Here is a 15,943-nt window from a genome sequence, read left to right as displayed (position 1 = left end):
AAACATCTAATCAAACCAGGCCACCCAAGTTGAGTAAATGCTAATTCAACAAGAATCAGTATTCTCCAATCGGAACCGAGAGATAGCTATTTTACCGAGGAAGACTATTTTTTTTAAGACCTGAATCCAAAAAAAATAATTCTACGGACTGTCGAAAAGGAGCTTCAGGCATACTTCGAATTAGATTGATCCATGCAAAGGGCAATAATAAAAAATGTGTTATCGAATACATGCTTGGTTGATACTGGAAAATACCGTTTCTCCTTTCATCAATAATAATTTCAAATCGAATATCACTTGTCGATCTACCCCAAAATGGAATAATCCCAAAACTCATCGCTGTAAAATATCCCCATATCTTACACCCATTAATTTCAGTCACACTTAAATCTCTCGAACAATCTGGATACGTATTTACTTCCAATGAAATTTGGATTCTTTCTTTTGCCTTTGAGCCTTGAAAGCAGCTTCTTATTGTCGAATTTTCGAAAAAATAATTTTGAATTTCATTTTTAATTTTTTGAAAATAGTTAATATAATATTTTTTAAAATCACCCTGCATAACTTCGAGTGTTTTGCCATTCATTGATTCAAAAATAAATTCATAACAAATTTCATTTTGACTAAAACTATGGAATTTAACTTCATTTTCGGTAAGTTTTGACGAGACAAAAGGAAACTGAAGACAACCATATACCGCCAAATGAACCAGAAACAATAATTCAATTCTTTTCATCTAATTAATTCGTATTATACGGTCGCCCATCTTCTGCTTCTTCACCAACAATTCTTTCTATAATTAAGCTTGGCAGCAGTAAAAACTAAACTTGCCACGGTCGCACCTTCGAACACTAAGTAACGGCTGCTACGATTCTTACTTAGGTTTATCAGAAGTTCTCGACAAACCCGATTCCATTAGAAAAAGTTCAATTGACTGACGGATAGATTCTTCTGGTGCGGAATAAAAAACATTAATCCAAAAAATTGGCAATAGAAAAACCGAGATAATCGTGTAAACACGCGGGTTATATTGATATTTTTTTGAACCATAACTATTTAACCTTAACGCAATCTCACTTGTTGCCGGACCCCAAAAAGGAATAACACCAAAAGTTAACCCAGATACAAAATTCCAAACCCGACAACCGTTAAATTCTTCTGATACGTTTTTATTGATGCAATCCGGCTTGATGTTCCAATTAAAGGAAATAAGAATCTTCGAATTGGAAGCATTATCATTCCCACAAGCGTACAGAGAAGCTTTCTCAATTAATAAACTTCGAATTATTTGCTCATATCTATAATAACGTTCCTCTAATGCGGAGTCGTAACGATTTTCGCTATGCCCAATTTGTTTTCCATTGATTTGCCGAGACTCAAATTCAAAACAAATTTTCTTTCCAAATTGAGTTTGAATTTCTTCGTGTAAGTCATTTTCCGTTTCAATTCTTTGTGAAAATTGCAAACAACCAAATATCGAAGAAATCAAAAAAGCAATGAATAATATTCTCATCTATGTAAAATAACTAATTCGTATTATACGGTTGTCCATCTTCCGTTTTCCCACCAGCGATTCCTTGATAATCCTTTTATGCTGTAAAGATCGCATATGTATTTTATGCCCAAAATAAAAAGCTGAGTTACATAAACGATAATAATTTTGAAGCTATATTTTTAATGATTTCTTACCGATATACCAGAATCATTCAAAAAGGTTTCCACAGTTTCTACAAAAGAGTCTTTTTTAACTGATCGCAAAAAGACAATCCAGGAAATCGGCAGCAATAGTATATGATCAATAATGTATATACTTGGTTTATAATTAAATAAATATTTATTCGAATCAGAATCCACAATTTCGTATGTTACTTCACTGCTGGATTTTCCCCAAAATGGTATAATAAAGAAACTCATTAACGAGGCGTATCCCCAAACTTCACATCCATTGAACTCTTCAGGGTTTCGCCTTGTTAAACAGTCCCCATTTACATTCAGAGATATTCGTATGACAGTATAATTTGATTGTTTTGGGGTTGCACAGTGTAAAATCCCGGAAAGTTCGAAGAATGCGTCTTCAATAGATCTCCGATAAACGTTGAACATCTTCTCATTTGCTTTTTCAAATCGAGACCCGGTTTTCAGAATTTCTATTCCATTCATCTCTTCTCTTTTGAATTCAAAACAAAACTTTTCACTTTTAAATTTAGAATTTATTTTTGAATATTTTTCTCCGAAAACGAGAGGTTGCCTAAAATGCAAGCAACCTAAAATAAAGAATACTATAAAAAATAATCTTTGGAACATTAGTTAAATTCAATTGGTATTATACGGTCGCCCATCTTCCGCTTCCTCACCAGCAATTCCCTCTATTATTAATTTTGCCGCAGTGAAAATCATTGAAGCCACGACACTCCCAGCTAAAGCCTCTAATCCTAGTAATTCCAATCCGACCAATATAACTTCTGGAAAAAATACGATGACAACAACGATTGCGACACCCACTAAAATTTTTCCCCAATCCCATCCTAAAACATCCTGCCAAGCATGTCCAAGAAACTTTCCAACAATACTGTGATCCAAACTCCACAATCGAGCATTATGATTTCTTGAATAGCTACCTCCTGACAAAATTTTTCTTACGGCTCCGTCGATTCCGCGCCCCATTTCTCTTCCTACGTGGGTTGCATTATCTAAGAGCCGGTCTCAAAACTGCTTGTACTGAGAAAGCATAATAATATCAATGTGAAATGGACAAATATTATTCAGAGATACCCGATGCCCTTTGGCAAAAAATCGCATCTTTTATCCCTAAAGAAAAGGTCAATCCCCAAGGGGGGCGCAATCGTGTACCTGCAAGAGTGGTAATGGCAGGGATTATCTATCGAATGAAAACGGGATGTCAGTGGCGTGCAATTCCGAATGACTTTGGGTCCGGTCAAACTTGTCATAGAAGATTTCAAGAATGGGAACGAGCGGGAGTATTTAAAAAGATCTATAAATCTATTTTAAAATATTATGATGTGAAGAATAAGATAGCATGGGACTGGGCTTCGATGGATTCCGCAATGGTTAAAGCTCCCAAAGGGGGAGCTTAACCGGAAAGAACCCTACAGACCGTGCCAAATTAGGGGTTAAACGGCATATTCTTACGGATGGAAATGGTATTCCTTTGGCAATTACGTTGACTGGAGCTAACGTTCATGACAAACGCGGTGTAAAAGATACGTTGAATTCAATCTTAGTTTTTTCCGGAAGAAAAAGAAAAAAACCGAAGCATCTTTGTTTAGATAAAGGTTATGACTTCAAAGATATAGAAGCATTCATCAAGAAAAGAAACATTCGAGCTCATATTCGGAAAAAAGGTGAGAAGCCTCTCATCGGCAAATATAAAGGAAAACCAAGGCGTTGGGTCGTTGAAAGAACAAACAGTTGGCACAATCGATTCAGAGCTATTCTAATTCGCTGGGATAGAAAAGCGGAAAATTATCTGGCATCTCTTTATCTCGCAAGCTCCATCATTGCTTTTAACTTTTTTAATAGGTAGTTTTGAGACCGGCCCTAAGACCTCCTTCCAAGAGTGATCGACAGATCTCATCATCGCTCGTCCTGCATGGTCAATCAAATGCAATTGCTTATAGAACCGAGCTTGAATATTGTGATTCATACCAGCGGCTCCCCTGCCAATTGATCTCCAGTAATGATCAATATTTCTTCCTATGGCTCTAACATTCTGCTCCACGGTCGCCTTTGACGGCAGATTTTTATTAGCAAACCCGATAAGATGCTTTATTATTTGATTAAACATATGAATTATAGCATTCTGTCCGCCGGGATCTCTGTAACTCATCGGATTTCCGTCTACATACAGATACAGATTACTTCCCGAAAGAACCTCTCCATTCACAACCGAATCTGCCTGTAAGAATCTTGCAATCTCCGGATCATAATATCTGGATTTGTAATATAAGAGACCCGTTTCTTTATCTTCTTCCTGTCCTGAATATTTATTTCTAAAAACATCAGGGCCGTAAGAATCGGTTCTTAAAATTCCACCATAAGGTTTGTAAGAAACATAACTGGTTCCAATTGCAGATCCACCGGACAAAGGCTTCCCTGCACCATTGGTAGCCATAGAAATCGATCCAAGATGATTTGGATGAAAGAAAATCATTCCTGGAACAGGAGTTCCTCCAATTGGACCACCTTCAGCGCCATTTCCAGGATAGGATACCGACGGAGTATCAGAGGGAATTGTAGATGGAAACACAACCCAAGGAGGATCTCCATTTTTACTTCCAGTTCCTGGTAAGAGACCACAGGAATAAAAATTGAATCCCATAAAAACACTTAAGAGAAGAATTGGAGTTACCCCTGCTCTTGCCAATTCAAACATTTGAAGTGACTTCGTGTTAAACACAAGATAACCAACAAATCCCAACAAACAAACGCCAAAAAGAGAAATCATTGTTAAACGAAATTGATTTCCAATTCTTCCATTCTTGATTGCGAATAAAGATTCAATTCCTGAAAGATATAGATCATGGGTCTTATTCTTATAATAATCTCCGCAATCTTTAGCCACTCCCTTACAAAATGTATCCTTAGGATTCAAAATCAAGCTTGCAAAAGTAGATTTTTCTTCCGTCTCGAATTGAGAATTCGTTAACAAACTTACACTGTCTAAAGTCAACTGAGATACTAAATCTCCACTCAATCCCTTAATGTAAAGGGAATGCAATGGTGAAAATCCAGGTCTTAGACTTACTTCGTAGGTTCCATCTATACTTACTACACTGGTACCATCTGACTGCTTGCTCTTTCGAACTCTTACACCCTTGTAATCGTAATCATAAGTGAGAGTTTCACCATCTTTCGTAAGAATTCTTTGGAGCTTACCCATCGGATCATATTCCAGCGCGTCTCCATCTCGATTTGTCATCAAACCGGAACTATCATAGGAATAAGTTTTGGTTCCTTGTGGAGATGTAATCTGTGTTACAGCATGCAAATTACTTCCACCATAAGAATAATTGCTGGCACCTTTCTTAATTAAATTTCCACCATCGGAGTATTGATAGTCTTCCGAACCGTATTTTCCGGATGCATTTGTAATTCGGTTGAATTGATCGTATTGAAAATTCTGAGTCCTTCCCGGATTTCTCAAATCGTCAATCTTAGTAATGTTTCCCGATAAATCGTAATCGTATTTTAGACTTTCGTATATATCGGAGTCCAAGCCGGTAACAATCTCAGTCAGCCTCTGGCTGATCGGATCAAAATAAATATTCGTTTGAACCCCGTTTCCTACGGTTCTCTGTACTTTAAATTTCGAACCTTCTACTAAAGGACCTACGTAATTAACCACAGACTGACCGGAACTACTTCCATCGGAAGAATCCATTGTAATGGAGGTTAAATAACCTGCAGGAGTATATTGGTTATGAATTACGGTTCCATCAGGATATGTTAAAGTGATAATACGATTTCCCAAATCATAGTCTCTCAAGAAAATTAAAGTTAAATCTTCTTGATTTAAATACTTACGAATCTTGGTCTGATTTCCTCTTGCGTCATATTGAAAATCAGTCTTTCCAATCGAGTCGATGATAGAAGTAATCTTACCGACCCCATTTGGGACGCCGGACTCATCATAGGTCAATTGGATATTTTGAGTTGATCCATTGGAATGATTTCCGGTCACTCGAATCAATCGATCCAAAGCATCATATTGATATGTTAGATAAGAACCGTTTGCGTTTCTTTGCTCTATGACTTTACCGGAAATAGAAAATTGAAACGTCGTATTTCCAGTATTCACAGTTGTTTGCGATAACTTATTACCCAATAAATCGTAAGTGAAATTTACGTTTTTCCCTTCGGGATCTCGGACTTGCGTTGTCTTAGAATTCGCATCGTAGGTATATTGAATCGTTTTTCCATTCTCCGTTTTGGATAGAATTTCCCCGAGTGCATTCTTTGTAGTCGAAATCGTAGAAAGCGGATTCGAGTTTACGGAAGTAGCAGAACTAGTTGTAAATCCTGAATATGTAATATCCGCTTTTTTCCCGGAAGTATCTGAAATCGAGATCATTTTATTTTCTGAATCATACAGATAAGTCGCGGTTAAAAACGGAGAGGTTCCGATGTATGGTTCGGTCTTTGTTTTCAAAAGACCGTTCGAGTAATAAGTATTTTCTTCCGTTAAGACAATGGCATCTACAGCAAGTGCCTCCGTTTTAATTACTCTTCCGTAAGGGTCGTGAGTTTCTTGAGCCCAAGAATCGCCGGACTTTGGATCGCCGACGGTCTTTTTGACTTTTTCACCAGTCGGACTTCCAGTTTGGATATATTCTACAACTTCAGACCAATCGGATTCGCCGGGATATTTAGTTCCGATCAATCTCCCATAAACATCATATAGTTTTTCAGATCGATTCCCATTTGTATCGATGCTCGTCAATTCACGACCGAAGACATAGTCATACGTTTTTTGAATTCCCATTCCCAAAGAATTTGTGAGACGCGTTGCATAGTTATGAGTGATTAGATCATATTCGATTAGATTGATGTTTCCATTGGCTTCTCTAATTGATGTAGGATTCCCAAAGCTATCATAAGAAAGAACCGATTGAACCAAATACTGAGTAGTTCCAGCCTTAACCAAGGTTTTGATATCGCTCGGTAAATGATTTGTGTATGTAATATCTACCTGAGAGGATACACTTCCACCTTTCGATTTCTTCTTTTGAACGAATTCGGACAAAACCCAATCTGTCAGCGATGGATTATAAATTGTATCCTCTCTTAGAGTTAGAGATGGATTCGAATTGATCTGTGTCACTTTTGAAAGAATATTTTCGTAGACATCATACGTATAATCGACTTGAGAAGAAGTAAGAATAGCGCCATTTTGATACTGCGCAATAGCATCCTGCGATTTACGAACATTCAACGTTCCAAATGGACTTGCGACCGAGACAAATGTAGACGTCGTCGTCGACATTAAATTGTTATTGAGATATTCATCCCGTCTTGTCTCTAAATTTGCGAAATTCGGGTTCGTTCCTTGATAATAGGAAATCGTTTTCTCTCCGGTCTTACTATTTGCAGTTGTGATTTTTGCAAATCCCATTAAAGCACGGTTATCCTGATCCTGGATGTAGATTCTTCCATTTTCATAGATATAAGATTCAGATTCCCCATATCCATTGGCAACTTGAGAATAGACATTCGTTGCCACAGAATAAGGATTCAAATTCGGTTTTAAAAACGCTCCTGGGGTTCCAAAATTAATCGCATTGATTACACTTGGATTCGTTGAATCGTAAGTATTTGCGTAACTAATCTGAATCCCCTTTTCTTGTGTTCCCGATATATCGGTTAAGAGGCCCTGTGAAATTTGTCTGGAGAACACAGGCTCAATATAATCGATATTCACCGCATTGTCATGAGCCGTTGTATTTCTTTCAAAAGAGGCAAAATTGTTAAATAAAGTCGGAACTACCAAGTCTTTCATAGGAGCGCGAAATCCTATGAAATCTGCGCGCCCATCCTGATTTGTGTCCACTGCAACGGAAAAGGACGAAGCTGGAAAACTTGAATCGCCGGCATTTGAGTAAAATAGACTATTGTTTTTACTTCGAGAAAAAGAAACATAAATGACGCCATTCGAAAAGCGAATGAAATCCGCCTTACCATCTCCATCAACATCTGCTAAGGATTTGGTATTCACAAAATTACTGTACATAAAGTTTCGATCAACGGTATAGAGAGCAGGGTTCACGGGTACAGGAAGCGTTTCATTATGATCGAAAACCACGTCCGTGTTGCTATCGTCCGTTCCATTCTTAACATGAAACCCAGTTCCATTGAAAAAGAATGTGTAAAAAGAAATGGAGTCCGTATTCCCATCCCAATTCACATCAAATTGAGAAACAACGGCTCCGTTATTAGAAACCTGAAAACTTGAATCAAAAGAGCCGGTATTTGGATTGAAAAGATCGATCTGAAAACCATCGGTAGTCAATGAAATCCTATCCGTAATTCCATCCCAATTCATATCTCTCATTGAGTAACGTTTACTATTTGCCCCACCGTTTATAACCTCCATATATGGGGTCGCGTGACTAACTGGAAAACTTAAAGGTGACCTTACGCTATGCCCATCGGATAGATATACGAATAGCGTATCGCTGGAAAAAGTAACAAGATCTAGATATCCATCCCCATTAGAATCTGCGAGAAAACGATCTCCCTCTGTTCCTGGAACTCCGATATAGCTGGAAGTATTTGATCTGACAGAGATCGTTCCGGCATTATAGCTTAGAAAAGAAATATTTAAATTTTTACTCCCATCCGGATTGTCAGTCATCCTCACATAGTCCGCAATTCCATCGGAATCCATATCTACAAACTGACGAAAAGAAGACCCGATACCGGGAATACTCAACGTTATCGGGTTTGTATTTAAGCTTCCAGCCGAAGCAATATAAACTAAAAAATTATTTGATGAGTCCGTCTGAATGAATTCGGCTTTTCCATCAGCTGTTAAATCCACTAAACCTTGATACGAATTCGGATTTGAATTCAAAATTGCTGGGATTCCAATATCACTAAAATCACTATTTCTACCTAACTTTAAACTGATAGAAACATTGTCATTTTCTAATACGATAAAATCTGAGAGCATGTCGCCATCAACATCTCCTTGCAAAACTTTCGATTTTTCATTCAGGTTAAATGATTGCGAACCTATTGGAATCTCAGTACCTGGACTCGAACTTGAATATTGACGGAGTGTATTATTCCCTTTTGCTCCTGAAATCCAAACTGGCTCCGGAGCTTTGTTAGTCTGTAAGGTCGCCAGAAAGGTTTGAGAGCCTACAATTCCATTCGAACACATATCGCCAAAAGCATTTACGAAGCCAATACAAACATAACCGGCGAATCCACCAGACAATGCCATACACGCAGGATTTGCAGAACATGCACAAACCGAGGTGGTAAAATCACAATCAGATTTTATTGCAGTATTCTCAAAACGATAACTCATGTCGATCGAAGTAGGAGACGATTTCGATGTAGAGCCGGATCCAACAGGTGAACTGTTATTGTAATTAAAGGATACCGGTCCGAAATTTTTACGATCCAAACCAGTAAATCTATCTTTCTTATCAAATAAGTTATTGCTATAGTTGAGAGTATATTTTTCAGATTCGACAGTACTGCCATCATCTTGTTTTTGATGAACGGAAATCGAACGAATTCGTTTTGTTAACTTAGCTTGAATGTTTAAAAAAGCGGTTTCGATAGCGTCAGTGCGATCTTCAATCCCAAATAAAATTACCGTATTTCCTTGATTGTATTCGATTCGATCCGGAATCGGAATTCCATTCACCGAACTATAAGGTTGATATTTAATTATATACCCATTCCCATTCAGATCTCTTACCCTATTGAGAGCCCATATCCGCGAATTTCCACTCAAGTTTCGAATGGTCGCATTCGAATTCGTATTTTCTGTAGAAGCGTCCTCACCAAAATAATAAGTTACGCCATTACGATCTTGAACGACCCAAGAATCTGCGAGTTTCTTAAATTGAAAAAAAGATTCTATCTTCGTATGATAAATACCGGGAGAGGTTTTCACTAACTTCCCGGCAAAGCTAACGTAAGAATCATTTGTATCATTGTGAATCCCTTCCGATGGATCGAGAGAAATCGTTAAGATTCCTGAAAGATCCCAACCTCCTCCTACAACAAGCCCATCATTCTGTAAGGAACTATATTGAAGTTCTAAGGAAGGTGTAATCCTTTTTGTTCCTTTAGGAACTTGAATCGGAACGGACGCGTTAGCCGCTCCCAATGAATCGACCGTTACATCCGGAAGCGGTTGCGGAATCCCCGTCTCCGAACTCGGCCCACTCAGCGCAAACATCTGTAAGAACGGAAAAGCAGCGACACTTGAAAAAGCGATTAAAAGGATAAGAGCGTATCTAACGGCAAATTTACGATTCCTAGTTTGGAGATTCAATTTCATGCTTCTAGTTCATTCCCATAAAAGTTCCAGATGAATAACAGGTGGACCTTTCAAGACAACGTAAGTCAATGAATTTTTTTGACATACTTTATCGCATTTTGTTACTAAAAAAATATTAATTTATCATTTGAGCCTTTTATTCAATGTCTGTAGCCCAAATTCTCTTGACTATAAATACTTAGGTGCATTTTTGTTTTAAGTAATCGATTTTATCGCAGATCGACTACTTCCTTTATAATTTGAAACTAAAATATTAATTCTGAGCCATATAATTCTCTCTAAAAACTCCCATCATGTTAAAACTTCAATTTCCTTCCGCTTCTTACCCTTTCGTATTTTTATTCCTGATGGTCTTCAGCTCCATTACCCTCTTCCCCGCCGAAATCGTGATGAAAGATGGTTCAGCCTTCATTGGAAAGGTACAGGAAGAATCCGACATTCGAGTAAGATTTCAGTGGAAGGAAAAGACCTACGAGATCCCGAGGAAAGATATAGCTTCTATCGATTTATCGAAAAATGGATCGGATACTTCCTATCATTATACTTCATTTCAATTGAAAGACGGTAGTATGATCAAAGGAATCGTGGCGGAAGATTCTGAAAAAGAACTCATGATCAAAACTGATCTTGGCTTCATTCATTTAGATAAAAATAAGATTCGATCTTCCGACGCGCCTGAAATTGCTAATCCAAATTTAAATCCAAAGTATCTCAATGCTGGAGAAAAAAATTGGAATCACAAATTTGGATTTTCTCTTTCCGGTTTAGCCAATGGTGCCCCGCTCGGCGCTTCCAACCCTTCTACGTTTGGAGCTGGAATTTATTTAGAACCTGCGTTCTTTGAAATCTTGAAATTTCGTCCCGGACTCAGACTGGAATATCAAGAATCAAACTCCGGCTCATCATATTACTCTTTCTTAAACCAATTTTTCTACTTCAATCGATCGTTTCGAATCGGTGAAAGTTTACTCTGGGATTTTTATACCAACTTTGGAATTGGTTCTTCTACGGTTCAGTATTCAGGAAATAGCCAGAGATTTTCTGGAACTAATCCGGCAACTTATTTAGAGTTCGGCTGGCAAGGTCTTCAATACAGATCGATTGTTTTTCGAACCGGTATTCGTTCTACATGCATTTTCGAATCCAGCAGTCAGGTTTGTAACGTGGGTATTGAGTTAGGTGCCTTGCTGATATTATGAGCTACTTTATCATTTGTACAAATATGGGAGAAAAGAGATGAAACTTATGCTAAGAATATTAAAGAATTCTTTTTGTATTCTCTTCTTGATGGGGACTATCTTTACTTGTAAGCATGAAAAGAAAGGGATGGATGATCTAACAATCCTCTCCTTAATTCAATTGCTTTCTGGCATAACAACGCCCGGACCAAAGCCAGAATGGACTCGACTATTGGGTACAAGTTCGAATGGAGGAATACAATCGAATTCAATTATTTCCGACTCAAATAATAATGTTTATGTTACAGGACAAGCTTCCGGCAATTTCGACGGACAAGTCCTCACTGGGATCTATGATCTTTTCGTAACAAAATATAATTCATCAGGTGCCAAACAATGGACACGCTTAATGGGCGTTGCTGGCGATGAAACCACGGCTTATGGCATCGCCTCTGATACATCTGGCAATGTATATTCAGTTGGGACCACAAATGGAGCTTTGGACGGACAAACATTTATTGGTTCAGCTCCCGACTTTATTGATTCAGATTTATTTATAGTAAAATATGATTCCAATGGCAATAAGCAATGGACCAGATTACTTGGTATAGCTGCAAACAGTAATGCTGTGGCAAAAGCAGTCGCTACTGATTCTTCAGGAAACATTTTTGCAACGGGCAGCTCAAACAGCGGTCTTGATGGACAAACCTTTGGCGGCGGAGGAACAGGCTATTTTATAGTAAAGTATAATTCTGCTGGAGCAAAACAGTGGACTAAACTATTCGCAGGTCCCGCCCCTTCCGGAATCACTTACGATAATTCTAATGGAAAGATCTATTTAGTCGGCACCACTTTAAATATGACTACTATGGATGGCATCCCTGTTTCTGGAGCTAACGATTCTTTTCTCATTCAATTTGATAATAATGGAAATAGAATATGGACGAAATTAACCGGAGCCTCCGGGAAAGATACCAAATCCAATGGAGCAACGTTAGACGGTCAAGGAAACATTTATATTACTGGATCCACAAATGGAAATATTGATGATCAAATAGAATCAGGAAACAACACAAGAGATCTACTCGTAATTAAATTCGATAGTAATGGGAATCGCATTTGGACCCGACAGTTAGGATTTACGGGATCAATTTTTGAAGTTTCAAGCAAAAGCGCAATAGGGACAGGAATTGTTTTCGATAAGAATCAAAGCCTTTACATTACAGGTTACACAACTGGAAATTTAGACAAACAAACTCATTCTGATCCAAGCAATTCAAAGCATAATGTGTTTATTTCGAAATATGACTTAAATGGAAATAAAATTTGGACATCGATTTCCGGCACAAAAGGGTTTTATTCCGATGCATATTCGATCACTATCGATCAATTAGGTCATCCCTATTTAACTGGTTACACCAATGGACCTCTAAACGGCGAACCTTTTGTTGGGACGCCGAATCATACTTCTGATCTGTTAATTATAAAATATTAATGTAGTATATACGTATAAAATCTGGAACCATCGAATGAAATCTATTTTCTCCATTTTTATCCTTCTAACTTTTGTTAACTGTGGGAATTCTCCTCTGATCGATGGTTCGAACTTGGATACGCACAAACTCGACGGTTTTCCTCTCGTAATTCCAGGAGCCACAAGCGCGACCTTTGTCTTTAAGTGTAAGGCAGAGTCTACTGCTGCTATTGCATATGGGAAATCAAGTATTGAAGGGATCATGCCGAGCATTACGAATTCGAAAGACCATATCGTAGTAATCAATAACCTTGAAACTCAGACCAATTACTTTTACTCAGCCTTTTGCGGAGACTTACAATCCCCTCCGAATCCATTGATGCTGACCTTCCAAACACTTGTAAGTGATCAACCTCAGAAAACACGAGGGATTTGGATCGTAGGTGGTCTCGGAGCTGGAATTTCGCCCATAGCACAAGTAGATTTGTATGATCCAGTGACAAACCAGTGGATTCCATCAATTACAAGTGTTCCCACTCCGAGAGCATATTCCAATATTGTTTCTCATCAGAATAAGATCTACGTTATGGGTGGCTTGATAAAATCAGGAGTAACGTTCACAGCTGTTAATACCGTAAACGAATACGATCCCTTCAATAATGTTTGGAAAACAATGGCTTCGATGCCTGACACTCATCAAGGCGGAATCGCCTTCTCATCCGGAAACGATATCTATATTATATCCGGAACAACGTCCGCAGATATGACGACTGGAACCCTTGCAAACACGGTTTACAAGTTCACTCCTTCTTTAGGAACAAATGGAACTTGGCTAAAGTATGTTTCCAACAGCGCGATTTTTCAAAGAGTAGATATGCCGGGATGTGCGATACACGATACCTTATTTTTTTCCGGCGGAAGACGGAACACTGACGGTCTCCCATTTAACACATCAGATGCCTATATTCCGAGTGGAAATACAACCACATCGTTAACTGAAGCGACTATCAGTCAGGCAAAGTATGGAGCCGCAATGGCTTGTTATCGCCCTAATCCCAAAGATGCCTACCCTGTTGATCCAGCCTCTATCTTAATTGCAGGGGGATCGACAACTGCTGATGTATTTCAACCCCCTACTTCAGTTACATCTTCTAATACATTTGATTACAGTCTGGCAACGACTTCCAATTATACAGCAGGTGGAATTTTACCAACCGCTCTTTATTATCCTGCAATGGAAGTTTCCTACGAACTCAGGAGAGCGTTTCTTTTTGGTGGAGCAAACCTCACGAATGTTCCGCAGGACAAGGTTTACTCAATGGATTTAGGTAGCCCTACAACGACTCCATGGAGAACAGAGACTATTACCTTACCTGTAGCTCGATACGGCCACAAAGCGGTAATTTTGAGTAGATGAAGATGAAAAATATTATAGCTTCAATCCTACTTTCATCATCTTCTCTGCTTCTATCTATTCACAAAGCACAGATGAGAACACTTCTTACCAACAAATCAAAGACTTGATTGATTCGAATCGCTCTACGGAGGCACAATCCCTCCTGGATGAATGGATCAAAATCAATCCTAATGATGTGACTCTCCAACTGTATCAAACCGAAGTTTGGATTAAAGTAGCTGATCAGAAATACAAGGATCGGAAATTTAAAACCGCGTTCTCTTATTATGAAAAGGCTTTCTCCAATTGGCCAAACAACCCGTCTCTTCGAGCCAGATATATGGAGTTAAAAGACAAGAAACTCGTAGATCATGTTTCTTCTTCACCGATTCTTAAAACTCGATATTCAGGATTTGGCTCTCAATCTGGTGAGAACGGTGTTTTAAATATTCCGTTTCAAGAAATGAATGAGTCTTTAAAACAAATTCGTGATGAAATTCATCATTTGCAAGAGAAGTCATATCATTTCTACCTTACGTTAAGTTTGATTTCTATTTCTATACTACTACAGTGTTTTATTCTTCTAAAGTTAGGATTTCGTAGAAACTAATGCTAAGAACTTTTATAAATCTATTTATACTGATCATTTTCGCTTCCTGCATTACCTTCCCTTCTACTTTTTATAAACCCGATGAAGAAAAACCAAACAAGTCGGCCGTAAGCAAAAGAATGGTGATCAAAATTTTCGATGATCGTCGTGAAAAAGGAAATGAAAACCGAGGCGGCCTCGGGTTAATCCCATTTTTCCCTTACGGTGAAAATTCAAGAAATATTCCCGAAGATACGCAATTTGGATTAAGCACTCCTATAAAATATTATTTAGCAGATTCTTTAAAACAAGAGCTAAACAGTCGTTATAGATTTTCAAAACTAAATATCATCGACGGTCCAATAGATGCTTCTGATTACTTTCAAATTGAAGGTGAAATCAATAAGTATAAATGTAGTGAATATATTTATTTCTACGGCCTAAGCTTTTTCGGTGTTGCCCTCTGGTATTTAGGTTTACCGATGTCACAATATGAGTGCGAAGCCGACCTAACCATTCGCTTAAAGAACAAGGATAGAACTCTCTTACTGATCTCTACATAAAGGAGTACCGCCAATTTTAGCACAAATCCCCGTTTAAATGTAGAATTTTGGACACTCTATTATGTAGGAATGAGTAGAAGAAACTTATAAGGGAAAGGATTCCCTATTGTCCGGATTGTATTATATAAAAATTGATAGAGTAAATCGGGTTCATAAGACAATTGTTAAAAAGATAATCACTGAATTTCTAAATACTTCGGATCAACATCTAAGCAAAACTAAACATTTCAATCTCGACTGATCCTGACCTAAATTCTTTACCTAACAAAACTCAATCTTAATGAGGAAAAAATGACTAAGATAATAAAAATTTCTGTAATCGGAATCATGTTTATTTCGTACGGGTTAGTAGCGGAAAATAAAAGAGGACCATTCTTCTTTGAAGTTACTTAGTCGTCCCTGAAAAAGGGTTAAAAAGACGAATAACGTGAATAAAACGCTATCCAAAGGGAAAGAATAAAAAACAAAATCACCGGAAAGAAGCAGAAGCCCATCCAAAACCCGGTGAAAATGAAACCAGAAACAACCTCGCAACGCCAGAATCAAAGTGAACTTTTTCGAAATAGATTAGACCAGATACTCAATCATAAACATCCGTTGTATCAATTAGCGAAGAAGATAGACTGGGGAAAATTTGAGAAAGAATTTGGGAAGCACTACACAGAGAAAACGGGTCGACCTGGATTGCCGATTCGCTTGTTAGT

Annotated in this window: 12 protein-coding genes; 7 read left to right on the top strand and 5 right to left on the bottom strand. The window is 38.0% G+C overall.

Features of this window, described 5'->3' with window-relative positions:
• Positions 1 to 91: 91 nt before the first annotated feature.
• From LEP1GSC062_RS03930 to LEP1GSC062_RS03915, 4 genes are all read right to left on the bottom strand, one after another.
• Entirely contained in the window at positions 92 to 736 is a 645-nt protein-coding gene (locus LEP1GSC062_RS03930) for a hypothetical protein (protein WP_020983477.1), read from the bottom strand.
• Positions 737 to 874: 138 nt separating this feature from the next.
• A complete protein-coding gene (locus tag LEP1GSC062_RS03925; protein WP_010578600.1) occupies positions 875 to 1,513 on the bottom strand; it encodes a hypothetical protein in 639 nt (212 codons plus the stop codon).
• Between the two features lie 161 nt (positions 1,514 to 1,674).
• Positions 1,675 to 2,304: a hypothetical protein gene (locus tag LEP1GSC062_RS03920; RefSeq protein WP_010578601.1), complete on the bottom strand. Its 630-nt coding sequence runs from the start codon at positions 2,302 to 2,304 to the stop codon at positions 1,675 to 1,677.
• A gap of 9 nt (positions 2,305 to 2,313) precedes the next feature.
• Positions 2,314 to 2,664 carry a hypothetical protein gene (locus LEP1GSC062_RS03915; protein WP_010578602.1) on the bottom strand — a complete coding sequence of 117 codons (351 nt, stop codon included), beginning with the start codon at positions 2,662 to 2,664 and terminating at the stop codon, positions 2,314 to 2,316.
• Between the two features lie 83 nt (positions 2,665 to 2,747).
• Between LEP1GSC062_RS03915 and LEP1GSC062_RS22885 the strand changes: the two genes are divergently transcribed.
• Positions 2,748 to 3,544, top strand: a protein-coding gene (locus LEP1GSC062_RS22885) for an IS5 family transposase (protein WP_244265083.1) whose coding sequence is annotated in 2 segments (ribosomal slippage) — positions 2,748 to 3,093 and positions 3,093 to 3,544 — 798 coding nt in all. Because the reading frame shifts where the segments join, the coding sequence is not laid out codon by codon here.
• On the opposite strand, the gene LEP1GSC062_RS03900 is transcribed toward LEP1GSC062_RS22885, so the two are convergent.
• Positions 3,455 to 10,039 carry an RHS repeat-associated core domain-containing protein gene (locus LEP1GSC062_RS03900; protein ID WP_020983552.1) on the bottom strand — a complete coding sequence of 2,195 codons (6,585 nt, stop codon included), beginning with the start codon at positions 10,037 to 10,039 and terminating at the stop codon, positions 3,455 to 3,457. The genes LEP1GSC062_RS22885 and LEP1GSC062_RS03900 overlap by 90 nt on opposite strands.
• A gap of 293 nt (positions 10,040 to 10,332) precedes the next feature.
• Between LEP1GSC062_RS03900 and LEP1GSC062_RS03895 the strand changes: the two genes are divergently transcribed.
• The 6 genes from LEP1GSC062_RS03895 to LEP1GSC062_RS03865 form a co-directional block, all read left to right on the top strand.
• Complete coding sequence (locus LEP1GSC062_RS03895) at positions 10,333 to 11,238, top strand: LA_3334 family protein (protein ID WP_010578605.1); 906 nt, start codon at positions 10,333 to 10,335, stop codon at positions 11,236 to 11,238.
• Positions 11,239 to 11,275: 37 nt separating this feature from the next.
• On the top strand, positions 11,276 to 12,712 hold the full coding sequence (locus tag LEP1GSC062_RS03890; RefSeq protein WP_010578606.1) for an SBBP repeat-containing protein: 1,437 nt from the start codon (positions 11,276 to 11,278) through the stop codon (positions 12,710 to 12,712).
• Between the two features lie 34 nt (positions 12,713 to 12,746).
• Entirely contained in the window at positions 12,747 to 14,108 is a 1,362-nt protein-coding gene (locus LEP1GSC062_RS03885; protein WP_010578607.1) for a Kelch repeat-containing protein, read from the top strand.
• Positions 14,109 to 14,142: 34 nt separating this feature from the next.
• Positions 14,143 to 14,697, top strand: coding sequence for a tetratricopeptide repeat protein (locus LEP1GSC062_RS03880; RefSeq protein WP_039941105.1), 555 nt, complete (start codon positions 14,143 to 14,145; stop codon positions 14,695 to 14,697).
• Between the two features lie 119 nt (positions 14,698 to 14,816).
• Positions 14,817 to 15,239, top strand: a complete 423-nt coding sequence (locus tag LEP1GSC062_RS03875) for a hypothetical protein (RefSeq protein ID WP_244265082.1) — start codon at positions 14,817 to 14,819, stop codon at positions 15,237 to 15,239.
• 510 nt (positions 15,240 to 15,749) lie between these two features.
• Positions 15,750 to 15,943 (top strand): transposase (locus LEP1GSC062_RS03865; protein WP_039941167.1); only part of this gene is annotated, 194 nt, incomplete at its 3' end.

The sequence above is a fragment of the Leptospira alexanderi serovar Manhao 3 str. L 60 genome, from assembly GCF_000243815.2.
GTDB classification, from domain to species: Bacteria; Spirochaetota; Leptospiria; order Leptospirales; family Leptospiraceae; genus Leptospira; species Leptospira alexanderi.
The sequence above is the reverse complement of the archived record's forward strand: the minus strand, read 5'-3'. Positions and strand labels throughout refer to the sequence as shown.

Bases quoted from the DNA above. Each gene is read 5' to 3' on its own strand.
- LEP1GSC062_RS03895 (WP_010578605.1), top strand. From the start codon at position 10,333: ATGTTAAAACTTCAATTTCCTTCCGCTTCTTACCCTTTCGTATTTTTA.
- LEP1GSC062_RS03925 (WP_010578600.1), bottom strand. From the start codon at position 1,513: ATGAGAATATTATTCATTGCTTTTTTGATTTCTTCGATATTTGGTTGT.
- LEP1GSC062_RS03890 (WP_010578606.1), top strand. From the start codon at position 11,276: ATGAAACTTATGCTAAGAATATTAAAGAATTCTTTTTGTATTCTCTTC.
- LEP1GSC062_RS03920 (WP_010578601.1), bottom strand. From the start codon at position 2,304: ATGTTCCAAAGATTATTTTTTATAGTATTCTTTATTTTAGGTTGCTTG.
- LEP1GSC062_RS03915 (WP_010578602.1), bottom strand. From the start codon at position 2,664: ATGGGGCGCGGAATCGACGGAGCCGTAAGAAAAATTTTGTCAGGAGGT.
- LEP1GSC062_RS03885 (WP_010578607.1), top strand. From the start codon at position 12,747: ATGAAATCTATTTTCTCCATTTTTATCCTTCTAACTTTTGTTAACTGT.
- LEP1GSC062_RS03875 (WP_244265082.1), top strand. From the start codon at position 14,817: ATGGTGATCAAAATTTTCGATGATCGTCGTGAAAAAGGAAATGAAAAC.
- LEP1GSC062_RS03900 (WP_020983552.1), bottom strand. From the start codon at position 10,039: ATGAAATTGAATCTCCAAACTAGGAATCGTAAATTTGCCGTTAGATAC.
- LEP1GSC062_RS03930 (WP_020983477.1), bottom strand. From the start codon at position 736: ATGAAAAGAATTGAATTATTGTTTCTGGTTCATTTGGCGGTATATGGT.